Source organism: Pseudomonas sp. GW821-FHT02H06, from assembly GCF_059421525.1.
In genome coordinates this window covers 113,043-134,335 of record NZ_JBWKVD010000012.1, presented here as the reverse complement: position 1 = coordinate 134,335, position 21,293 = coordinate 113,043, and the positions used below count along the sequence as shown (strand labels likewise).

Sequence of the window (21,293 nt, the reverse complement as noted above, 5' to 3'; positions counted from 1 at the left end):
GGCGTCGACGGCTGCCGGCGTGTTGAATGTGGGCAATGGACAGGTGAGAAAAATATGGCGCAGAACATCTACGACAACCCGGATTTCTTTGAGGGCTACAGCCAGCTGTCTCGCTCCATCGACGGCTTGGCCGGCGCGCCGGAATGGCCGGCATTACGCGCGCTGCTCCCTGATCTGCAAGGCCACGACGTGCTGGATCTGGGCTGCGGCTACGGCTGGTTTTCGCGCTGGGCAGCCGAGCACGGTGCACGCAGCGTGCTCGGACTGGACCTCTCGGAAATGATGCTGCAGCGGGCCATTGAAGCAGGCCACCATGAACGCATCAGTTACCGGCGGGAAGACCTGGAGCATGTGCAGCTCCCATTGGCGCGTTTCAGCCTGGCGTTCAGCTCGCTGGCGTTTCATTACATCGTTGACCTGGGTGCGTTGCTGCGCAGCATCCATGACGCATTGATCCCCGGTGGCCGTCTGGTGTTTTCCATCGAGCACCCGGTGTTCATGGCGTCCTTGCAGCCGCAGTGGGTCGTCGACTCCCAGGGCCGCAAAGTCTGGCCGGTGGATCATTACCAGGCGGAAGGCCCGCGAAGCACCGACTGGCTGAGTCCCGGGGTCATCAAACAACACCGCACAATGGGCACGCTGCTCAATCTGCTCATCGCCAGCGGATTTACCCTCAACAATGTCAACGAATGGGGACCTTCGGCCCAGGACCTCATCGACCGCCCCGCCCTGGCTGACGAAATTCACCGGCCGATGATGCTGATTGTGGCGGCCACGCGCTCGTGATCGGCTTTTAAAGGGGCTACCTGGCAGGACCGACTTATGCCGGGAATTCACTGGTCACGCTGCAAACGTGAGGGTGTTCATGCCGGCCTCTTCCCGGCTGAAGCCGGTCCCACTAAAAGCACCGCGTGTCCCGGCAGGAACGGCTTCAGCCGGGAAAGCGTCAGACTTCACACCGGACAGCTGATGTCGAGTGGACTATTTATCCGCGCAATAACGCGACGTTTTCATCAATCCGTGCCTGAAGCATCGCCAGGGTTTCCGGCGTGATAAGCCCCGGGCTGGTCTGTTCGGCGATCGCGGCGAACTGAGTCGCCACATCACAAATCCCGTCAATCATCCCGCCCGCTTTCTCCGCTGACACCTCGGCCTCATCGGCAAGCCGAAGCATCGCTTTACGCTCAATCGACAGCGCCTCACCCAGCACGTCCATCTGGTGATATCCCCCCGGCCCTTCGCAGAAGGTCACGTCGTAGGCCGGCGCCAGGGTCCAGGTGCCGGACGCCGACATGAGGTAGGCAAAGTTCTTCGGATGATCGTCGCGGTTGTTGAACGCCACGTTGAACACCGCACGCTCGAAGGCGATAGCTTTCTCGCGGACGTCGTTGGTGCAGAGTTGCGTCGCGCGCAGGAAGTTGACGTAGTCCAGCGACCCGGGCGAGGTGTAGTCCGCGCCAGTGAACGCGGCGAGGCTTTGCATCGGCACTCGCTTGCCCTGGATCCGGTCGAAGCGTCGGCTGGCGAACGCCGCCAGGCCATCGGGCAAGATGAAATGCTGAGTGTCAGGCGTCTTGATGCCACACAGACGCAGGCAGTGGGCATAGACCATCTCGATAGCGCAGACCTCGGCGTGTTCGCCTTTGGCCGGAAACTTGATCAGCCAGGCTTCGAAACCCGGTGTCGCGGCGGTGGTGAAGGCGCCTGTTTCGGGATCGCGGTAGACCAGCGCCTTGGGTCGCGCCCCCTGGGGCGAGCCGCCGACCCGCATCAGCGTGTGCAGGAATTCTCCGCCGTCACCCTGGACCACTTCCAGAATCTCGGCGGCCAGCAACTCGATGGGCACATGGGCCTGGGGCTCCAGTCCCTCGGGCGCGACTGGCTCGAATGACATTGCACCCATGGCCGTATTCCCGATGTAGGCCAGCCGCTCCAGCGGTCCGATGCGCGCCGCATTGAGCTGACGACGCCTGAACAAGCGGTCCATCAGCAGCATCCCCCAACCATCCGGCAACGCGTCGTAGACCGGCCCCGGCAGACCGAGTTGGTGGGCGGCGAAGCCACGGCGCAGGCGCGGACCCTCCAGCGGCAGCGTGTAACCCGACAGTTCCAGGCCCCTGGACCGGGCCTCGTCGCTGTACTCGAAAACAATCTGCGGACGCCCGGTGATGGCCGTCGTCGACACTAACGTACCCCACAGCCAGCGCTCGTCCCAGCCGTTGTAATACACTTCGACCTGCTCAAGCATCGCCCGACTTCCTTATACGTTGGCGCTCGGCAGCGGCCTCGTAGCGGCGAATGTCATCCAGGCTGTCGAGCCTGGGCATGAACAGCCCTTCCAGCTCCTTGGTTCGGCCGAGGACCATGGCCACGCGCACCAGATTTTCGAAGCTGACATTGCGCCCGGCTTCGAGATTTGAAACGGTATTGACGCCTACGCCGGCGCGGCTGGCGACGTCGGCCTGGGTCATCTGCAGCGCAAGGCGCTCGGCGCGTAACCGGGCGCAGAGGCGATCGACGATTTCATCGGGCTTGCTGAAGCTTAAATCCAACATGAGCGTGAGTGGCCTGTGTGCCTGTGACGCGAGCAAGTATGAGTCAGACCACCCTCAAGCTCAACCTACATAAATCCATTTTAATGGGGCTTATCTTCGTTTAACGCACATAAGACCCAAGATAATGGATTTATCTTAAAGCGCATCAGGACGGTGCGACGAATCGATTGCAGACCTTTTATCACGCCGAACATCATTACGACTGATAGTTACCTTCGCGTCATTCGATTCGTGCAATAACACCCCCGAGAACATCATCCGCCCATCTCAATAACATCGGCGGATTCTCCCATGCTTCAGTCTTTAACTCCTTTGCGCTATCCCCTCGCCGCGTTGACCCTTGTGGTCATCAGCGCGTGCGGCCGGACGCCTGAAGCGACCGTTGCGCCGGCGGCGGCGAAAGTCAACGTGGCCAAGGTGATCGAGCAACCGGTCAACGAGTGGGACGAAGTCACCGCCCGCCTCGAATCGCCGGAAACCGTTCAGGTGCGCCCGCGTGTTTCAGGCCAGATCGATTCGGTGGCTTTCACTGACGGCGAGCTGGTGAAAAAAGGCGACCTGCTGTTCCAGATCGACCCGCGCCCGTTCGAAGCGGAAGTGCATCGTCTGGAAGCGCAACTGCAGCAGTCCAAGGCTGCTGCCCAGCGCAGCACCAATGAAGCCCAGCGTGGCGAACGCCTGCGCACCAACAACGCGATCTCCGCCGAACTCGCCGATTCGCGCACCACCACCGCCCAGGAATCCAAAGCGGCCGTTGCCGCCATCCAGGCACAGCTTGATCTGGCGCGCCTGAACCTGAGCTTCACCCGCGTCACTGCGCCGATCACCGGCCGGGTCAGCCGCGCCGAAATCACCGCCGGCAACATCGTCACCGCCGATCAGACCATCCTCACCAGCCTGGTGTCGACCGACAAGGTCTACGCCTACTTCGACGCCGACGAGCGCGTGTTCCTCAAGTACAACCAGCTGGCCCGCGACGGCAAACGCGGCGCGACCACGCCGGTGTACATGGGCCTGTCCAACGAGGCGGAAAACCCGCACCTGGGTCAGATGAACTTCGTCGATAACCAGGTCAATCCGCGAACCGGCACCATCCGTGGCCGCGCCGTATTCGACAACAGCAAGGGCGAATACACCCCGGGCCTGTACGCACGCCTGAAGCTGGTCGGCAGCGGCACCTACTCGGCCATGCTGATCAAGGACGAAGCGGTCGGCACCGACCTGGGCAAGAAATTCGTGCTGGTGGTCGACAAGGACAACAAGGCGATCTACCGCAGCGTCGAGCTGGGGCCGAAGCTTGAGGGCTTGCGCATCGTGCGCAGCGGCCTGGGCAAAGACGACCGCATCGTCGTCACCGGTCTGCAGCGCGTGCGTCCGGGGTCGCCGGTTGACCCGCAAGACACGCCGATGGCCAGCGCCGAAACACTCACCGCACTGCAACAACAACGCCAGGCGCTCGAAGCCAGCAACCAGGCCAAGGCCCAGCCGAAGCTGGACGCCAAGGTGGCTGCTTCCGCCACGCCACGCGGTTAAGGGACACACACGATGAATTTCTCCAAGTTCTTTATCACGCGACCGATCTTCGCGGCGGTGCTCTCGCTGTTGATCCTGATCGCCGGCGCGATCTCGCTGTTCCAGCTGCCGATCAGCGAATACCCCGAAGTCGTGCCGCCGACCGTTGTCGTGCGCGCCAACTTCCCCGGTGCCAACCCGAAAGTGATCGGCGAAACCGTCGCCGCGCCACTGGAACAGGCGATCACCGGCGTCGAGAACATGCTCTACATGTCCTCCCAGGCCACGGCCGACGGCAAGCTGACCCTGACCATCACGTTCGCGCTGGGGACCAACCTCGACACCGCGCAAGTGCAGGTGCAGAACCGGGTCACCCGGACCGAGCCGAAGCTGCCGGAAGAAGTGACGCGCATCGGTATCACCGTGGACAAGGCGTCGCCTGACCTGACGATGGTGGTCCACTTGACCTCGCCGGATCAGCGCTACGACATGCTGTACCTGTCCAACTACGCGGTCCTCAACATCAAGGATGAGCTGGCGCGCCTGAACGGTGTCGGCGACGTGCAGCTGTTCGGCATGGGCGACTACTCGCTGCGTGTCTGGCTCGATCCGAACAAAACCGCTTCGCGCAACATCACGGCGACCGACGTGGTCAACGCCATTCGCGAGCAGAACCGCCAGGTCGCCGCCGGTCAACTGGGCGCACCGCCCTCCCCGAGCGCCACCAGCTTCCAGATGTCGATCAACACCCAAGGCCGTCTGGTCTCTGAAGAAGAGTTCGAGAACATCATCGTTCGCGCCGGCGACAATGGCGAAATCACCCGGGTCAAAGACATCGCCCGCGTCGAACTGGGCTCCAGCCAGTACGCGCTGCGCTCGTTGCTGAACAACCAGCCGGCGGTGGCGATCCCGATCTTCCAGCGCCCAGGCTCCAACGCCATCGACATTTCCAACGAAGTGCGCGGCGAAATGGAACTGCTGAAGAAGAACTTCCCTGAAGGCATGGACTACAGCATCGTCTATGACCCGACGATCTTCGTGCGCGGCTCCATCGAAGCAGTGGTTCACACCCTGTTCGAAGCGCTGATCCTCGTTGTACTGGTGGTGATCCTGTTCCTGCAGACCTGGCGCGCTTCGATCATCCCGCTGGCTGCTGTGCCGGTGTCGCTGATCGGTACCTTTGCGGTCATGCACCTGTTCGGCTTCTCCCTCAACGCGCTGTCGCTGTTCGGGCTGGTACTGGCGATCGGTATCGTCGTGGACGACGCCATCGTGGTGGTGGAGAACGTCGAGCGGAATATCGAGCTCGGCCACCAACCGATGGAGGCCACACAGATCGCGATGCGTGAAGTGACCGGCCCGATCATCGCCACGGCGCTGGTGTTGTGTGCGGTGTTCATCCCGGCGGCGTTCATCTCCGGACTGACCGGGCAATTCTATAAACAGTTTGCGTTGACCATCGCCATCTCGACGGTGATCTCGGCCTTCAACTCCCTGACCCTGTCGCCTGCCCTGGCTGCCGTATTGCTGCGCGCCCACGACGCGCCGAAGGATGGCTTCTCGCGCTTCCTCGACAAACTGTTCGGGGCCTGGCTGTTCCGACCGTTCAACCGGTTCTTCGTCAAGGCCAGTAACGGTTATGTGAGCACGGTGGGTCGGGTGATTCGCGTCAGCGGTGTGGCACTGGTGGTGTACGCCGGCCTGATCGTCATGACCTGGCTGGGTTTCTCCACCACGCCGACCGGTTTCGTGCCGGCCCAGGATAAACAGTACCTGGTGGCCTTCGCGCAATTGCCGGACGCGGCGAGCCTGGACCGTACCGAAGACGTGATCAAGCGCATGTCCGACATCGCGCTGAAGCAACCGGGCGTTGAAAGCGCCGTGGCCTTCCCGGGCCTGTCGATCAACGGTTTCACCAACAGCCCGAACTCCGGCATCGTCTTCGTCACGCTCAAACCGTTCGAAGATCGCACGGCAGCCGACCAGTCGGCCGGTGCGATCGCCGGTGCGTTAAACGGCAAATACGCAAGTATTCAGGAAGCCTACATGGCGATCTTCCCGCCGCCGCCGGTACAGGGGCTGGGCACGATCGGCGGTTTCCGTCTGCAGATCGAAGACCGTGGCAACCTGGGTTACGACGAGCTGTACAAAGAGACGATGAACATCATCGGCAAGAGCCGCAGCGTGCCGGAACTGGCCGCGCTGTTCACCAGCTACACGGTGAACGTGCCCCAGGTCGATGCCGCCATCGACCGCGAAAAAGCCAAGACCCTCGGTGTGCCGATCAGCGACATCTTCGACACCCTGCAGGTTTACCTCGGCTCGCTGTACGCCAACGACTTCAACCGTTTCGGCCGGACCTATCAGGTCAACGTGCAGGCCGAGCAGCAGTTCCGTCAGGACGCTGAACAGATCGGTCAGTTGAAAGTGCGCAACAACCGCGGCGAGATGATCCCGCTGGCGACGCTGCTGAAAGTCACCAACACCTCGGGACCGGACCGCGTCATGCACTACAACGGCTTCATCACCGCCGAGATCAACGGCGCGGCGGGTCCGGGTTTTAGCTCGGGTCAGGCGCAGGTGGCGATGGAAAAACTGCTCAAGGAAGAACTGCCCAACGGCATGACCTACGAGTGGACCGACCTGACCTACCAACAGATCCTGTCGGGCAACACGGCACTGCTGGTCTTCCCGCTCTGCGTGCTGCTGGCGTTCCTGGTACTGGCTGCGCTGTATGAAAGCTGGAGCCTGCCGCTGGCGGTGATCCTGATCGTACCGATGACCCTGCTGTCGGCCATTGCCGGTGTGATCATTGCCGGGAGCGACAACAACATCTTCACCCAAATCGGCCTGATCGTACTGGTAGGCCTGGCGTGCAAGAACGCGATTCTGATCGTCGAGTTCGCCAAGGATGAGCAGGACAAGGGCAAGACCCCGCTGGAGGCTGTGCTTGAAGCCTGCCGTCTGCGTCTGCGGCCGATCCTGATGACCTCCTTCGCGTTCATCATGGGCGTGGTTCCGCTGGTGCTGTCCAGCGGCGCCGGTGCCGAAATGCGTCATGCCATGGGCGTGGCGGTGTTCTCCGGGATGCTCGGCGTGACCTTCTTCGGTCTGCTGTTGACGCCGGTGTTCTATGTACTGATTCGTAACTACGTTGGACGCAAAGAGGCTCGCAAGGCCGCCAAGGCGCAACGCATCCAGAACAACGCTGCGGAGGCTCATTGATGAAGGCTGCAAAACTCTTTCTGCCGAGCCTGCTGGTGCTGGCGCTGGCGGCCTGCGCCGTCGGCCCGGACTACAAGAAGCCGGAAACCGCGGCGGCCAACATTCAGGCCGCCACCCAGCGGGCCTATGACCGCAGCCACATCGAGACCGTCTGGTGGCAGCAGTTCGACGACCCGACCCTGAACAAACTGGTCGCCGAATCGCTGCAGGGTAACCGCGAGTTGCGCGTTGCCTTCGCCCGTCTGAAAGCGTCCCGTGCGATCCGGGACGACATCAGCAACGACGCCATGCCGGTGGTGACCAGCCGCGCCAGCAGCCAGGTCGGCCGCGCTCAGGTGCCGGGTGAAACCGAGCACCGGGTCAATCAGGAACGTTACGACCTGGGCCTGGACATGGCTTGGGAGCTGGACCTGTTCGGCCGCATCCAGCGCGAGCTGGAAGCCAGTGACGCTGATCAACAAGCTGCCGAGGCCAACCTCTATCAGTTGCAGGTAACGATGATCGCCGAGCTGGTCGACGCTTACGGTCAGCTGCGTGGCGCCCAATTGCGCGAGAACATTGCCCGGGACAACCTGAAAAACCAGCAGGACTCTCGCCGGGTGACCGCCCAGTTGCGTGACGAAGGCGTGGGCAATGAACTCGACGTGGTCCGTTCCGACGCGCGTCTGGCGGCGGTGGAAGCCACCATTCCGCAGCTTCAGGCCGAACAGGTGCGCGAACGCAACCGCATCGCTACCCTGCTCGGCGAACGTCCGGACGCCATGACCGTGACCCTCGCCCCGGCCAAACTGCCGGCGATCTCCAAGGCCCTGCCGATCGGTGATCCGACCAAGCTGCTGGAAAACCGTCCGGACGTGCGCAGCGCCGAGCGGCAACTGGCGGCGCAGACCGCGCGAATTGGCGTGCAGACCGCCGACCTGTTCCCACGGGTCAGCCTCAGCGGTTTCCTGGGTTTCACGGCCAGCCGTGGTTCGCAGATCGGTTCCGGCGCGGCGCAGGCGTGGGGTCTCGGCCCGAGCATCACCTGGGCGGCCTTTGACCTGGGCAGCGTGAGGGCGCGGATTCGTGGCGCCAACGCCGATGCCGAAGGCGCGCTGGCCAATTACGAGCAACAAGTGCTGCTGGCCCTGGAAGAAACCGAGAACGCCTTCAGCGACTACGACAAGCGTCAGCAGCGTCTGGTGTCCTTGGTACGGCAGAGTGAAGCCAGCCGTTCGGCAGCGAATCTGGCGAACATCCAGTACCGCGAAGGCACGGCGGACTTCCTCGTCCTGCTGGACGCAGAACGCGAACGTCTCGCCGCCGAAGACAGCCAGGCCCTGGCTGAAATCGATCTGTACCGCGGCATCGTTGCCATCTACAAAGCCCTTGGCGGTGGCTGGCAGCCGAATGCCTGACGTCGCAGGTTGAACAGCGGGATCGCTCAACCGGCGGCCGTTCTGTAGCCCTGATCTGCCGCCCTGAAAAAGCCTCGGACCCACAAGGTTCGGGGCTTTTTTCTGGACTGAAGAAATCCCCTGCGAGCGCCCAGGGGCCGAATCCATCCCCACAGCGTTTGACACTCGGCGGTCTCTCCCCGAAGCTGCTGCACACGCAAACACGGAAACCGATATGTCTGAATCGTCTTCCCGGCGCACACCCGCCCAGCTCAAGGCTCGACGTCGCTGGCAGGTGGCAATTGCGCTGGCGCTATTGCTGCTGATCATCGCCATGGCGATGCTGGTGCGAAACTGGCACGCGCCTCCAGCCGCACCGCAGGTCAATCACAGCTACGCCGAAGCACTGGAGCAGGCCCATGGCGGCAAGCCCGGCGCCGCGCGTGTGCTGTATCAGCAATTCAGTCGCACCGACCTGTCCGATATTCGCCGTGCCGGTCTGCTCGCCGAGCTGGTTAATTACCCGGGGGCCCAGGCGCTGAAAATTCTGCGCGGCGATCTCAAGCGCCCCGCGCCGCTGGTTCAGCAGGCGGCCATCCAGACGGTGTCGGCCATGCTGCCGGAGGAACAACGCAGCACGCTGATCGGCCCGCTGCTGGACGATGCCGACGATGAGGTGCGCTTCAGTGCGGTGCGCGCCTTGCTGCCGTTGGGCCCGGATGAATTGGGCCTGTATTACGGCGCGTTGCAGGAGGCGGCTCAACAGTATGAGCAGGCATTGAGTGCCCAGCCGCCGAGCGGGCAACGTCAGCTCGCGCTCGCGCAGCTCTACCTCAACAACGGCACCCCGCAAAAGGCGATCGATGCGCTGGAACTGGCCGCAAAACTGGAACCGGACAACCTCGAGACCGGGCTGGCGCTGGTGCAGGTGCTCGACCGCCAGGGCCAGGCCGATCGTTCGCGCCAGTTGCTCGCCCAGTGGCTGGAGAAACAGCCCCAGTCGTCCCTGGCGCAACACGCACTCGGCCAATGGCTGCTGCGTCATAAACAAAATGAATACGCCCTGCTCCCGCTGACCCGAGCCATTGAGCTGGAACCGGACAACACCGGTTACCGCTACGACCTCGCCGTCGCGCTTCACGATCTGGATCAGCTCGAAGCCGCGCAGCGTCAGCTGGAGGACATCCTTCAGCGCGCACCCGCCGACCGTCGCGCGAGGATTCTGCTGATTCGCTACTGGACCGAGGCCGGGCAGCTGCAAAAAGTGCAGGTGCTGCTGGCTGAACTGGAGCAGCTCAACGCCGACGATCCGGCGCTGCAGCAAGGGCTCTAGAACGGCATAGTTTCCGATAGCGCTAAAGTATAAGAAATGACTTACAACGGTTTGCGACTGTTATTGTTTTTTTGTCAGACCGGCATATCGTCGCCGGGATCTTTCAGTTAACAATTAGTCATCCCCTATTTTACAACGCGTAAAAAACGTGCATTATTTACTCGCGCCGCAACTGAACTACCCCGTATTGATACCAACCTTCACCCTCAAGAAGTTAGTGTCGACGGCTGATCCTGATGTCAAGGACACGGTAGAAAGTGGTGAAACCAACAGCAGCAGACCCAGATGCGCGTCCTTGTTACTCGCATTGTTGCTTGCATTGAGCTGACAACAGCCATTAATTGCCGGAGTATCATTTTGTCCAGACTTGCCGAATTTCGCGCAGCAGAAAAAGCCCTTCAGGAGCAGCTGGCCCAGCTGGAGTATCTGAAGAACGACGCCGGACTGAAGAAGGAAATCGAGTTCGAGCAGCAGCTGCAGGCCCTGATGAGCACGTATGACAAGACCTTGCGCGACATCATCGCGATCCTCGACCCTCACACCGGCGCTTCCACCCTTGCGCCAGCGGCCCCGAAACGCCGCCGCCCGCGGGTCGTCAAAGTCTATCAAAACCCCCACACCGGTGAAGTCATCGAGACCAAAGGCGGCAACCATCGCGGTTTGAAAAACTGGAAAATACAATACGGTGCCGAAACCGTTGATTCCTGGTTGCGCGGCCGCTAGTCCTGTATCCCTTGCAGTGTCGAGAAGAAGCTCTGCTCGCAGGGCTTCTCTGAAAGTGTAGGGTATCGCAGTGAAACAAGTGCTTTAAACGCGGCTGATTGCGAGCGAAGTCTTAGGCAGTTTAGATAATGAGTGCTGGTGTAGCACCAGCGTTGAATATTCAACCTGACAATTAGCTGAACAGATTCGTATTAGTGTGATATATCGCTTTCAATAGGCGGCAGGCTTATAGCATGCTCAATTGCCGATGATTTTCCGCTTGTTAATTCCACTAAGTATGGCCAGTGTGCGCGGCAAAGCTGGCTATGAGCCTTCACGCATCAACAGATAAATTACGCCTCTGCGGCCCAACGGCTCGCATGCTTCACATTTTTTTCACACCGGCTTGTACAGGATGGAGGCTACTAAAGGATTAGTGCCCCAATGCCCGCTTCGGCGGGCTTCTTTATGCCCGCGATTTGTGTAACCCCCCGCCTCGACCTAAGGCGCCGATCCCAGGCGCAGGCCATTCCTGATCTGCAACACTTCGTCTTTAAGGGCCGCGTAGCCTTCCGCCGAACCGGCATACGACAACGACCACGCCAACTGCGGACTGGCCGCCGCCACCAGCGTCTGGGTCATGACGTGATTGCCGTTCTGGGTGATCGTGCACGTGGTCTCCATGGCGGGGATGTCGCTCAGCGTGCTGTCCTTCATGTGTGTGCAGACGCTTTGGAAGCCACCGCGCGCAAAATTGACCTGCACCGCCTTGCGCATTTCCAGCAGTACGCTCTGCACGTTGACCGAGTGACCGGGCTGCAGCTGCGTCTGGGTCAGCTCGACCACCATGGCCGGATCACCGTTCTGATCGTTTTTAACCGCACGCTGTCGTATTTGCACGGCGGGCTGACCCTCGCTCGCCGGCGGTTGGGGCAGCGCTTCCACTTCCCAGCCCTCGGGCCAGATGATCATGGCGTCCGCCGAAGAGGCGACGCCAGGAATCATGAGCACGAAACAGAAAGCAACGCGGGCGCATGGGCGCAATGAGAGATGCATGGGCGGTACCTGAAGGTCGAGCCGCGAAGTGTGAGCCGGTCATCCATCGCCCACAAGTCGAAAGCCGCGCTTTATGCGCCTTCGGTTTGGCGCGTCGGCCATGAGCCCGTATCATTACGCAACTTTTTAGCGTTAACCCGGAGACAACCATGAGTCTGCACGACCTGAACACCTTCCCCGGCGTCACGGCCACCCCGGACGCCTCGACCGCACAATTCGTGTTCAACCACACCATGTTGCGCGTCAAGGACGCCACCGCTTCTCTGGATTTCTACACCCGCGTGCTGGGCTTCAGTCTGGTAGAGAAGCGCGACTTCCCGGAAGCGGAATTCAGCCTGTACTTCCTGGCGCTGGTGGATAAAGCGCAGATTCCGCAGGACGATGCTGCGCGCAACGTCTGGATGAAAGGCATCCCCGGCGTGCTCGAACTGACCCACAACCACGGCACCGAAAAAGACCCTGCGTTTTCCTACCACAACGGCAACACCGACCCGCGCGGCTTCGGTCACATCTGCATCTCGGTGCAGGACGTGAAGGCTGCCTGCGCGCGCTTCGAAGAACTGGGCGTGGACTTCCAGAAACGCCTGACCGATGGCCGCATGAAAAGCCTGGCCTTCATCAAGGACCCGGATGGTTACTGGGTCGAAATCATCCAGCCGACGCCGGTATCGGGCGAGTAATCGCGTCTAGCGAGTCGGACTGGCTTTAGCCAGGAATAAGCCTATGCGCGAGCAAGCTCACTCCCACACGTTCCTCAGAGTGGCCGAGATCACGGGTCGACGATGAACAGGTGGGAGCGAGCGTGCTCGCGAAGACAGCGTCTCTGCCGCTGAAGATGCAGAGGATCTAATTGCCTATTCCCGGCTGAAGCCGGTCCCACTAAAAGCAGCGCGTGCATCCAGCGATATCGGCAATATCCCCGACCGTAGGACCGGCTTTAGCCGGGAAGGCGTCAGGCGTCACGCCGCTTCTATCACCTGATCCGCATCAGTCAGATCCGCATAAACCTGCGCGTTCGACGGTTCAGGCGTGAACGTCAGCGCGATGTTCTCGCACTGCTGTTTAAGCTGCTGCAACTTAAGCGGCCGGCTCAGGAAATACCCCTGGGCCTCCTCGCAGCCGAAATCCCTCACCAGGCTCATACAACGGAACGTCTCGACACCTTCCGCCACGGTGCGATAGCCCAACTCGCCGGCCAGGTGCAGCACGGATCGAGCGATGATGCGGTTGCGCGGGTTGCTCTCAAGATCGGTGACCAGGGATTTGTCCAGCTTGAGGATGTTGGCCGGAATCTCATGCAGGTAGGCAAAGTTACTGTAGCCTGCGCCGAAATCATCGATGGCCACGTCAACGCCCAGCTCGCGGATTCGGGTGAGCTGCGCGATGACGCGTTTGTCGGCACGGATCCACTCGCCTTCGGTGATCTCGACTTCCAGCCGTGAGGGATGCACGCCGTGTTGGTCGCAGGCGCTTTGCAGCGTCAAGGCGATGTCCATGTCGGCGAAGTCCAGCGGCGACAGATTGAGGGACAGGCGCACCTCTTCGTCGATCCAGCCGCTAAGGTCGGTCAGCGCGCGATCGATCACCCAGCGCGTCACCGTGCTGATCCTGCCGGCGCTCTCGACCAGCGGAATGAATTCGCTAGGCCAGATCTTGCCCAGCATCGGGTGGGTCCAGCGAATCAACGCCTCGACGCTGAGCAGGCGGCCATTCTGCAAGCTGAAGCGCGGCTGGTACTCCAGATAGATGTCGCCGCTGATCAGCGATTCGCCGAGTTCACCAAGCAGCGTCAGCGCGCGACGCTGGGCGCAATCCTCGGCTTCGTCATAGGCCGCCCACGGCACCTGTCGATAAACCGCTCTCCCCGCCGCGTGGGTCGCTTTGCCCATGAGCGTCGAGGCGGAATGTTCACCGTCATCACAGCACGCCAGCCCCACCGCCACCTGTTGGTGCGGGAAAGGCTCGGTAATCAGCGCCAGTAGCATGCGAATCAAATCGTCCCGGCGAAGCCGGTCGCAGCTCACCTGCAGGCAGAAATCCAGTTCGCTGACATGGTAAAGCTCGGCGATACCATCCAGACGCCGGCGCAGGGAGTTGGCCATATCGCAGCGCGACTGCTGCGCATCCAGATGACTGCTCACGCTGAGATCGGCCGCACTCGCCACCGGCTGGATGCGGATCACCACCATCAATCGCACCTCGCTCCCGGTCACCGCAAAGCCCTGCGTATCGAGCAGGAACTGCTGCAAATTCGGCAAGCGGCTGACAGGGTGACGGTAGCGCATCAGCTGACATTGCTCGACCTGCCCCATGACCAACTGAGCGAAATCTTCAAGGGCTGCCAGTTCATTGGATTCCAGCGTACGGGGCACCTGGTCGATCAGGCAAAAACTGCCGAGCACATCGCCGTGCTGGTTGCATAACGGCGCACCGGCATAGAAACGAATGCCACCCGGCGCCGTGACCAGCGGGTTGTGGGAAAAGCGCGGATCGAGTTGGGCGTCCTGAACCACCATGATCCCGGGGTTCTGGATGGTGTAGCGACAAAACGACTGCTCTATGGGCGTCTGGCTGGGTTCGAAACCCACTCGACCGGGAAACCACTGACGGTCTTTTTCCACCAGCGAGACCAGCGCCGTCGGCACGCGAAAGTGCGCAGCAGCAAGGCGACACAGGCGGTCGAAATCCTCACTATGGGCGGTTTCCAGCCATTGCAAAGCGTGAACCGCGGACAGGCGCTTCTGCTCAATTTCCAGCGAACAGTTCATGGCATCCGCCCTCGGTTCTGAAAATACAGGTTGAATGATATCTCATAGCCACTACTCCTCGCACCTGATCATGACAGAAGGTCGGTGACCGCGATACGGGGTAAAAAACAGACTTCGGGCGAGCTGAGAAAAGTGATATCACAAAGACATCAGTTAATCGTTTCAGTTCCAAAGCTATACAGAAATATATTTTTGTACAAGTTTTAATAAAGTTAATAGGATCGGCGCCGACAGATGGAGCAGAACGACGCGCAGCCAGCCACAACGCTTCCTGCAAGAACGTCGTCAACGCCACTGAATCCCGAGAAAAAGGACCGTTCTCATCGACAACAACCCAAGCGCCCCGCTCCGGGGCTTTGAGAACAGTATGAACATTCTTGCCCCTGCCGTTTACCTGACCAACCGCCTGCGCTTTCCCGCCAAATTCGCGGTGCTGGCCATCATTGTGCTTTTGCCGCTGGCCCTGCTCGGCGCGCGCCTGCTGCATCAACTCACTACCAGCATCGATAACATCCATTTCGAACAAGTCGGCCAGCGCTATCTGATGGACGTTACCCCGGTACTGCGCCTGTCGATGCTGCAACGAGCATTGACCAACCGCCTGCTCAGCGGGGATCAAACAGCCCAACCTGACCTCGCCGCCAACCAGGCCAAACTGCTGGATGCGTACTCCAAACTGGAAACTACCGACCGCCAGCTCGGTGCGGGGCTTGAAACCGGAGATCGCGTACAACGCTTGCGCTCCGGGGCCGAAGGGTTGATCAGCCAGACCAAAACCGGGGCCGATCAGGCGACCCTGTTTGACGCCTGGAGCGATCAGATGACTCAAACGCTGAATTTCATCTATTTCATCTCCGCCACCTCCGGAATGGTCCTCGACGAAGACTATGCCTCGCTGTTCCTGATCGACCAAAGCACCCTGCGTCTGCCGCGCCAGATCAACGTGGTCGGCCAGTTGCGAGGTTTGGCCAGCGGCCTGCATGAAGGCCAGCCGCTGACAGACGCCACCCGTGGCACGATTAAATCGCTGCTCAAGCAAGAAGCCCAGATTCGCCAGGAGTTGCTGCAGAGCCTCACTCTGCTGCGTCGTCAGGAACCGGCCCTCGCCGACCGCATCCAGTCCCCCGTCAGCAGCGGGCTTTCGAGCCTGGACAGCTTTCGCACCGACCTGGAAACCTTGATCGGCTCCTCGCAAAACACCATCACCGGCATGCAGGGCCTGCCGGCCAAAGGCAACGCTGTGGTCGCCGAGCTGTACAAGGCGCAGGACGCTTTGCAAGCCGCGCTGTCCGCCGTGCTGGAGCAACGGGTCAAGGACAAGTCGGCCGAACGCACCGCCATGCTGGCCATGTTCGCCATTGCCGGCCTGCTGCTGATCTATGCCTTCAGCGGGATCTACAGCGCCATGCGTCGGGCCATGGAAGACATGTTGAGCGCCACCCGCCGCATCGCCCAGGGCGATCTCACCGCACGGGTCAACGTCGCCGGCAAAGACGAAATGGCCGACATCGGCACCGGTTTGAACCACATGGTCCAGGCCTTCGGTGAATCCCTCGCTCAGGTGGAGCGCAGTTCGAGTTCGGTGTCCGACGCAGCGACTCGCCTGAGCGCATCCATCGACCGCGCCAAGGTGTCGATGAACGCCCAGCAAGGGGAAACCGAACAGGTCGCCACCGCCATCAACGAAATGACCGCCAGTGTCGCCGACGTCGCCCAGAACACCGAAGGCGCGGCGCGTGCGGCGGAACAGGCCAGTCAGGCGTCCGGCAAAGGCCTGGGCGTGATGCAGCAGACCCGCCAGACCATCGAGGCGCTGGCCGGCGAAGTCGACCTCAGCGCGCAAAAGGTCGCGGCGCTCGCGCTGCACAGCCAAGAAATCGGCGGGGTCATCGAAGTCATCCGCAACATCGCCGACCAGACCAACCTGCTGGCCCTCAACGCCGCCATCGAAGCCGCCCGTGCCGGCGAGCAAGGCCGTGGCTTTGCCGTGGTCGCGGATGAAGTCAGAACCCTGGCTTCGCGCACGCAAAACTCCACCGCCGAAATCCAGCGGATCATCCAGCAATTGCAACTGGCGACCAGCGCTGCCGTAGAGCAGATGAAAGCGGGCAAGGACCGGGCGCAGGATTGCCTGACGTCGGCCGATCAGACGTCCTCTAGCCTGAACGCGATCAACGAAGGCGTGGAATCGATCGTCGGCATGAACACCCAGATTGCCAGCGCTGCCGTTCAACAGCACGCCGTGTCCGAGGACATCAACCGCAACGTCACCGAGATCCGCAACGGCACGTTCATGCTGATGGAAGGCATCGAGGACAACGCGGTAACGGCGGACGAACTGTCGCTGCTGGCCGGCGAGCTGCGCACCGTGGTCGGTCGTTTCAAACTCTAAGGATTGGGCGCGCGGTGTCAAACGCCGCGCGCCCTGCCCGTTCATCGCTCAAGGCACCTGAGCCCCCGCCACCGCCACGTACACCGAGTACAACGACGTGTTCGCGGCGATGAACAGGCGGTTACGGCGCGGCCCGCCGAAGGTCAGGTTGGCGACCTTCTCCGGCAGGCGAATCTTGCCCAGCAAGGTGCCGTCGGCGGCGAAGCATTGAACGCCATCGCCGGCGCTGGTCCAGATATTGCCCTGCACATCCACGCGCATGCCGTCCGGCACGCCCGGTTCGATCACCGCGAACACCCGCGACTGCCCCAGCTCACGCCCATTGATGACCTCGAACGCGCGGATGTGGTGGGGGCCATCGGGGTCGTGGGAGCGGCCGGAATCGGCGATGTACAGGGTCTGCCCGTCCGGGGAGAACGCCAGGCCATTGGGCTGCACGAAGTCGTTGGCCATGCAGGCGATCTCGCCGCTGTCCGGGTCGATGCGGTAGACGTGGCGGCCCGGCTGCTCTTCGTCGGCCTGATAGCCCTCGTAATCGGTGAGGATGCCGTAGCTCGGATCGGTGAACCACACGGCGCCGTCGCGGTGCACCACCACATCATTCGGCGAATTCAGCCGTTTGCCTTCAAAGCGCTCGGCCAGCACAGTGATAGAGCCGTCCGGTTCGGTGCGGGTGACGCTGCGGGTCCCGTGCTCGCAGGTGATCAGCCGTCCCAATAAATCGCGGGTGTTGCCGTTGGCGAAATTCGACGGGGTGCGGAACGTCGACACGCCCTGCTCCGGGGTCCAGCGCAACATGCGTTGGTTGGGGATGTCGCTCCACAACAGATACCCGCCGTCGTTGAACCACACCGGCCCTTCGGCCCAGCGGCACTGGTCGTACAGGCGCTCGAGCTGGGTGTTGGGCAGGATCAGGCGGTGGAAACGCTTGTCATGGCATTCGTAGAGGTCGTCGGACACAGGTTCGATCCTTAATTCAGGCGCGGGCATTTTTGCGGCCGCTGACAGCGGTAATCACCGCGATGATGATCAGGCCGGTGAGGATCAGCCGCACCCCGGCACTGGCGCCGAAGGTGTTGAGCATGCTCACCAGCAGGTAAAGGAACAGCGACGCGCCCCAGATGCCCGGCACGTTGGAAAACCCGCCGGCCACGGAGGTGCCGCCGATCACCACGACGGCAATGGAGGCCAGCAGGTATTCCTCGCCCATGCCCAGCGACGCGCCGCCGGAAAAACCGGCCAGGGTCAGACCGCAGAGGCTGCCGAACACGGCGCAGAGGACGTAGGTGGCGAAGCGCATGCGTCCAACCCGGATGCCGGCCAGTTCAGCGGCGCGGGCGTTTTGTCCGATGGCCAGCACCGAGCGACCGTAGCGGGTGCGGGTCAGCACGTAGCCCATGAGCACCGCCACGGCGATCACCACGAGGGCCAGATACGGCACGCCGAACACGCGGCCGGTGGCGAAGGTGTAGAAACTGTCCGGCGGCGGCACCCGCACGCTCCGGCCATAGGCGATGGCCAGTGATTGCAGGATGAAGCTGGCCGACAGGGTCGCAATGATCGGCGGAATGCGCAGCAGGCGGATCAACGCGAAATTGCCGCAGCCCACCAGCACACCGATGCCCAGCACGCCGACCACGCCCAGCCAGATGTTCGCATCCTGGCCGTCCATGAGCTTCATGCCCAGGGCGCCGCTGAGGGCGATGTTGGCCGGGATCGACAGGTCGATGTTGCCGGGCCCCGTGCTGATGACGAACATCTGGCCGATGCCGACGATCGCGAAGAAGGTCGAGAACGCCAGCGCGCCAGACAGTAAAGCGCCTGCGCCCTGCCCGCCGGTGAACACCAGGGTCGCCACCCAGATCAATAACGCGGCGAGGAATGACCACAGCCATGGCTTGCCGCGCAGCGCTGCAATAGTTGAAGTGCTCATAGCGGGCGTACCTCCAGACGATTGACCGCCGCACGCAGCGCCAGCACGAAAATCAGAATCGCGCCCTGAGCACCGATCTGCCAGTCAGGCGAGATGCGGATGAACGACAGCAGCGAACCGGCCAGCACCAGGGTCAGCGCGCCAAGCACAGCACCCATGGGTGACACGCGCCCGCCGACGAATTCGCCGCCGCCAAGAATCACTCCGGCGATGGACAACAGGGTGTAACGCAACGCCACGTTGGCGTCGGCCGAGGTGGTCAGCCCCACCAGAAACAGCCCGGACAACACGCCGAAGCCCCCGGCCATGGCGTACATCGCCACTTTGATGCGCAGCAGTGACCAGCCGGCCTTGGCGATCGCCAGCGGATTGCCGCCAGCGCCGCGCAACACCACACCGACGGTGGAGCGCATCAGGAAAAAGTGCATGGCCAGCCCGAGCACGATGCACACGATAATCGCCAGCGGAATCAGCGGTGGCTTGATCCGCACCAGCGCTTGCAGCCACTGCGGCGCCGTCCCGCCCGGTGACGGCAACAGCAGAATCGCGCCACCCACCCAGATGAACGACATGCCCAGGGTGACGACAATCGACGGCAGGTTGCGGCTGTGAATCAACGCACCGAGCAGCGCATACACACCGACGCACCCGGCCAGCGCCAGCCAGCCGAGGAACGGGTGTTGATCGAGCAGCGTCACGGCCACGCAGGCGACGAAGCTGATGAAGCTGCCCATGGACAGATCAAGGTCGTTGACGCTGATGATCAGCATCTGCGCGATGGTTGCCAGGGCAATCGGCACCGCCAGGTTGAGCATCAGGTTCAGGCCCATGTAGCTCATGGCCCGGGGTTGCATGATGAAAATGGTCGCCAGCAAGACCACCAGCGACACCGCCGGCAAGGCAGCGCGGAGCATGCGGGCGCGGCGTGCGGCGTTGTTGCGCGTCGCGACGGGTGCGCGGGCAACGGAATTCAACGGGGCATTCATGGGGTTTCCTCGGCGAAGGAGCTGCGCAGGATGCGCTCCTCGCTCAATTCACTGCGCGGCATGTCGAGCACGGTCTGGCCGTCGCGGAAGACATACACGTGATCGCAATAGGTCAGCTCTTCCAGTTCGGTGGTGTACCAGATGAACGTGCGGCCGCGGGCCGCCTCCTCCATCAGAATCGAATACACCTCGCGCTTGGTGCCGACGTCGACGCCACGCATGGGGTCGTCCATCAGGATGATCTGGCTGTCAGACGCCAGGGCCCGGGCAAACAAGGCTTTTTGCTGGTTGCCGCCGGACAGCGACAGGATCGGATTGCCCATGTCCGGGGTGCGAATGCTCATGCGCTTCATCCAGTCATCGGCCATGGCCTGCTCGGCGTCGGGGTTCAACAGCAGGCCGCGCTTGAGCTGGTTGAGGGAGCCGATGGTGATGTTTTCGCCGATGGACCACAGCGCAAACACGCCGTCGGTCTGGCGGTCGCCGGCGACGAAACTGGCGCCGGTGCCGCGCTTGATGCAGTCGCGCAGCACTTGGGTCAGCAACTGGCTCTGGCCGTGCCCGGCCAGCCCGGACAGCCCGACGATCTCCCCGGCAAACGCCTGCACCGAGCGCTCATCGGTTTGTCGCGCCGGACGCTGTTGCACCCGCGGGCTGCCCTGCTCACGTCGGGAGGCGAAATCCTGTGTCGCCTGCGCTTGTTCCCGTGCCGTGCCGCCCATGACTTCCACCAGCGAATCGTGGGTGAAGGCTTGCGCTGCTCGGGTTTCAACAATTCTGCCGTCACGCATCACCGCGATGCGGTCACAGGTGCCGAGCATTTCGCCGAGGATGTGGCTGATCAGCACGATGCTGCCGCCGCCCTCGACGAAACGCCGCACATGGCGCAACAGCTGCTCGGCGACCCGCGCGTCGAGGGACGAGGTGGGTTCGTCGAGGATGATCAGATCAAGGCGCTCATCGACGTTGATGAACGCCCGGGCGATTTCCACCATCTGCCGCTTGCCGATGGACAGGTCAGCGACGATGTCATCGGCGTCGATGCCGTGACCGGGGAAAATCTGCTCGAGCATCGCTTCGATCAGCGCACCGGCCCGACGCCGCCAGCCGAAGCCGCGCAGAGCCGACGACATCAGCCGGGTGTTCTCTGCCACGTTGAGGTTCGGGCACAGCGACAGTTCCTGGAACACGCAGCGAATGCCGTGCTGACGCGCCACTTGTACCGAATAGCCTTCGCGCAGGTCGCGGCCTTCGATCAGTAACTGGCCGCAATCGGCGGCCAGGGTGCCGGCGAGCACTTGCATCAGGGTCGATTTGCCCGCGCCGTTGTGGCCGATCAGGCCCAGGCACTCGCCGGCGCGCACGTTCAGGTCGACGTCACTCAGGGCACGCACGGCGCCGAACGATTTACCGGCGCCGACGAAGGCCACCCGCACAGGTCCATTTGCGTTCATG

The 21,293-nt window shown here is 62.1% G+C and carries 16 protein-coding genes and 1 pseudogene; 9 read left to right on the top strand and 8 right to left on the bottom strand.

Going from position 1 to position 21,293, the window contains the following annotated elements; genetic code table 11:
- Nucleotides 1-54: 54 nt before the first annotated feature.
- Nucleotides 55-786 carry a class I SAM-dependent methyltransferase gene (locus AC07VF_RS19345; protein WP_495008035.1) on the top strand — a complete coding sequence of 244 codons (732 nt, stop codon included), beginning with the start codon at nucleotides 55-57 and terminating at the stop codon, nucleotides 784-786.
- A 199-nt stretch (nucleotides 787-985) separates the two neighbouring features.
- On the opposite strand, the gene AC07VF_RS19340 is transcribed toward AC07VF_RS19345, so the two are convergent.
- Nucleotides 986-2,248: a type II toxin-antitoxin system HipA family toxin gene (locus AC07VF_RS19340; protein ID WP_495008034.1), complete on the bottom strand. Its 1,263-nt coding sequence runs from the start codon at nucleotides 2,246-2,248 to the stop codon at nucleotides 986-988.
- Nucleotides 2,241-2,555, bottom strand: a complete 315-nt coding sequence (locus AC07VF_RS19335; RefSeq protein WP_192173624.1) for a helix-turn-helix domain-containing protein — start codon at nucleotides 2,553-2,555, stop codon at nucleotides 2,241-2,243. Before AC07VF_RS19335 ends, AC07VF_RS19340 begins: the two co-directional genes overlap by 8 nt.
- A 291-nt stretch (nucleotides 2,556-2,846) precedes the next feature.
- Between AC07VF_RS19335 and mexE the strand changes: the two genes are divergently transcribed.
- The 5 genes from mexE to AC07VF_RS19310 all read left to right on the top strand — a co-directional run bounded on the left by mexE (nucleotide 2,847) and on the right by AC07VF_RS19310 (nucleotide 10,724).
- Nucleotides 2,847-4,088 carry a multidrug efflux RND transporter periplasmic adaptor subunit MexE gene (gene mexE, locus AC07VF_RS19330; protein ID WP_495008033.1) on the top strand — a complete coding sequence of 414 codons (1,242 nt, stop codon included), beginning with the start codon at nucleotides 2,847-2,849 and terminating at the stop codon, nucleotides 4,086-4,088.
- Between the two features lie 12 nt (nucleotides 4,089-4,100).
- Entirely contained in the window at nucleotides 4,101-7,292 is a 3,192-nt protein-coding gene (locus AC07VF_RS19325; RefSeq protein WP_495008032.1) for an efflux RND transporter permease subunit, read from the top strand.
- Nucleotides 7,292-8,689, top strand: coding sequence for an efflux transporter outer membrane subunit (locus AC07VF_RS19320; RefSeq protein WP_192173621.1), 1,398 nt, complete (start codon nucleotides 7,292-7,294; stop codon nucleotides 8,687-8,689). Before AC07VF_RS19325 ends, AC07VF_RS19320 begins: the two co-directional genes overlap by 1 nt.
- Nucleotides 8,690-8,903: 214 nt before the next feature.
- The gene (locus tag AC07VF_RS19315) at nucleotides 8,904-10,001 is read left to right on the top strand and encodes a HEAT repeat domain-containing protein (RefSeq protein ID WP_495008031.1); all 1,098 of its coding nucleotides are present in this window, start codon (nucleotides 8,904-8,906) and stop codon (nucleotides 9,999-10,001) included.
- A gap of 357 nt (nucleotides 10,002-10,358) precedes the next feature.
- Nucleotides 10,359-10,724 carry a histone-like nucleoid-structuring protein, MvaT/MvaU family gene (locus AC07VF_RS19310; protein ID WP_192173688.1) on the top strand — a complete coding sequence of 122 codons (366 nt, stop codon included), beginning with the start codon at nucleotides 10,359-10,361 and terminating at the stop codon, nucleotides 10,722-10,724.
- A 480-nt stretch (nucleotides 10,725-11,204) separates the two neighbouring features.
- Here the strand turns inward: AC07VF_RS19310 and AC07VF_RS19305 are convergent, their stop codons facing one another.
- Entirely contained in the window at nucleotides 11,205-11,708 is a 504-nt protein-coding gene (locus AC07VF_RS19305; RefSeq protein ID WP_346626139.1) for a DUF4946 domain-containing protein, read from the bottom strand.
- A 200-nt stretch (nucleotides 11,709-11,908) separates the two neighbouring features.
- Between AC07VF_RS19305 and gloA the strand changes: the two genes are divergently transcribed.
- The gene (gloA, locus tag AC07VF_RS19300) at nucleotides 11,909-12,439 is read left to right on the top strand and encodes a lactoylglutathione lyase (RefSeq protein WP_495008030.1); all 531 of its coding nucleotides are present in this window, start codon (nucleotides 11,909-11,911) and stop codon (nucleotides 12,437-12,439) included.
- 279 nt (nucleotides 12,440-12,718) lie between these two features.
- On the opposite strand, the gene AC07VF_RS19295 is transcribed toward gloA, so the two are convergent.
- The gene (locus AC07VF_RS19295) at nucleotides 12,719-14,527 is read right to left on the bottom strand and encodes a sensor domain-containing diguanylate cyclase (protein ID WP_495008029.1); all 1,809 of its coding nucleotides are present in this window, start codon (nucleotides 14,525-14,527) and stop codon (nucleotides 12,719-12,721) included.
- Nucleotides 14,528-14,894: 367 nt separating this feature from the next.
- Between AC07VF_RS19295 and AC07VF_RS19290 the strand changes: the two are divergent.
- Nucleotides 14,895-16,055, top strand: a pseudogene (locus AC07VF_RS19290) (HAMP domain-containing protein); the annotation flags it as partial.
- On the top strand, nucleotides 16,056-16,919 hold the full coding sequence (locus AC07VF_RS19285; RefSeq protein ID WP_407073245.1) for a methyl-accepting chemotaxis protein: 864 nt from the start codon (nucleotides 16,056-16,058) through the stop codon (nucleotides 16,917-16,919).
- A gap of 48 nt (nucleotides 16,920-16,967) precedes the next feature.
- On the opposite strand, the gene AC07VF_RS19280 is transcribed toward AC07VF_RS19285, so the two are convergent.
- From AC07VF_RS19280 to AC07VF_RS19265, 4 genes are read right to left on the bottom strand one after another with little or no spacing between them, the layout of a single operon-like run.
- A complete protein-coding gene (locus AC07VF_RS19280) occupies nucleotides 16,968-17,879 on the bottom strand; it encodes an SMP-30/gluconolactonase/LRE family protein (RefSeq protein WP_282373467.1) in 912 nt (303 codons plus the stop codon).
- A 16-nt stretch (nucleotides 17,880-17,895) separates the two neighbouring features.
- On the bottom strand, nucleotides 17,896-18,852 hold the full coding sequence (locus AC07VF_RS19275) for an ABC transporter permease (protein ID WP_282373469.1): 957 nt from the start codon (nucleotides 18,850-18,852) through the stop codon (nucleotides 17,896-17,898).
- Nucleotides 18,849-19,838: an ABC transporter permease gene (locus tag AC07VF_RS19270; protein ID WP_083233150.1), complete on the bottom strand. Its 990-nt coding sequence runs from the start codon at nucleotides 19,836-19,838 to the stop codon at nucleotides 18,849-18,851. Before AC07VF_RS19270 ends, AC07VF_RS19275 begins: the two co-directional genes overlap by 4 nt.
- Nucleotides 19,835-21,292 (bottom strand): sugar ABC transporter ATP-binding protein, encoded by a 1,458-nt coding sequence (locus AC07VF_RS19265; RefSeq protein ID WP_495008028.1) that lies wholly within the window; start codon nucleotides 21,290-21,292, stop codon nucleotides 19,835-19,837. The genes AC07VF_RS19270 and AC07VF_RS19265 overlap by 4 nt, the downstream gene beginning before the upstream one ends.
- Between the last annotated feature and the right edge of the window lies 1 nt (nucleotide 21,293).

What these genes read in the sequence shown, in the direction of transcription:
- gloA (WP_495008030.1), top strand. Translation starts at nt 11,909, where the DNA reads ATGAGTCTGCACGACCTGAACACCTTCCCCGGCGTCACGGCCACCCCG.
- AC07VF_RS19340 (WP_495008034.1), bottom strand. Translation starts at nt 2,248, where the DNA reads ATGCTTGAGCAGGTCGAAGTGTATTACAACGGCTGGGACGAGCGCTGG.
- mexE (WP_495008033.1), top strand. Translation starts at nt 2,847, where the DNA reads ATGCTTCAGTCTTTAACTCCTTTGCGCTATCCCCTCGCCGCGTTGACC.
- AC07VF_RS19320 (WP_192173621.1), top strand. Translation starts at nt 7,292, where the DNA reads ATGAAGGCTGCAAAACTCTTTCTGCCGAGCCTGCTGGTGCTGGCGCTG.
- AC07VF_RS19275 (WP_282373469.1), bottom strand. Translation starts at nt 18,852, where the DNA reads ATGAGCACTTCAACTATTGCAGCGCTGCGCGGCAAGCCATGGCTGTGG.
- AC07VF_RS19315 (WP_495008031.1), top strand. Translation starts at nt 8,904, where the DNA reads ATGTCTGAATCGTCTTCCCGGCGCACACCCGCCCAGCTCAAGGCTCGA.
- AC07VF_RS19295 (WP_495008029.1), bottom strand. Translation starts at nt 14,527, where the DNA reads ATGAACTGTTCGCTGGAAATTGAGCAGAAGCGCCTGTCCGCGGTTCAC.
- AC07VF_RS19270 (WP_083233150.1), bottom strand. Translation starts at nt 19,838, where the DNA reads ATGAATGCCCCGTTGAATTCCGTTGCCCGCGCACCCGTCGCGACGCGC.
- AC07VF_RS19305 (WP_346626139.1), bottom strand. Translation starts at nt 11,708, where the DNA reads ATGATTCCTGGCGTCGCCTCTTCGGCGGACGCCATGATCATCTGGCCC.
- AC07VF_RS19335 (WP_192173624.1), bottom strand. Translation starts at nt 2,555, where the DNA reads ATGTTGGATTTAAGCTTCAGCAAGCCCGATGAAATCGTCGATCGCCTC.
- AC07VF_RS19265 (WP_495008028.1), bottom strand. Translation starts at nt 21,292, where the DNA reads ATGAACGCAAATGGACCTGTGCGGGTGGCCTTCGTCGGCGCCGGTAAA.
- AC07VF_RS19345 (WP_495008035.1), top strand. Translation starts at nt 55, where the DNA reads ATGGCGCAGAACATCTACGACAACCCGGATTTCTTTGAGGGCTACAGC.
- AC07VF_RS19325 (WP_495008032.1), top strand. Translation starts at nt 4,101, where the DNA reads ATGAATTTCTCCAAGTTCTTTATCACGCGACCGATCTTCGCGGCGGTG.
- AC07VF_RS19285 (WP_407073245.1), top strand. Translation starts at nt 16,056, where the DNA reads ATGGTCCAGGCCTTCGGTGAATCCCTCGCTCAGGTGGAGCGCAGTTCG.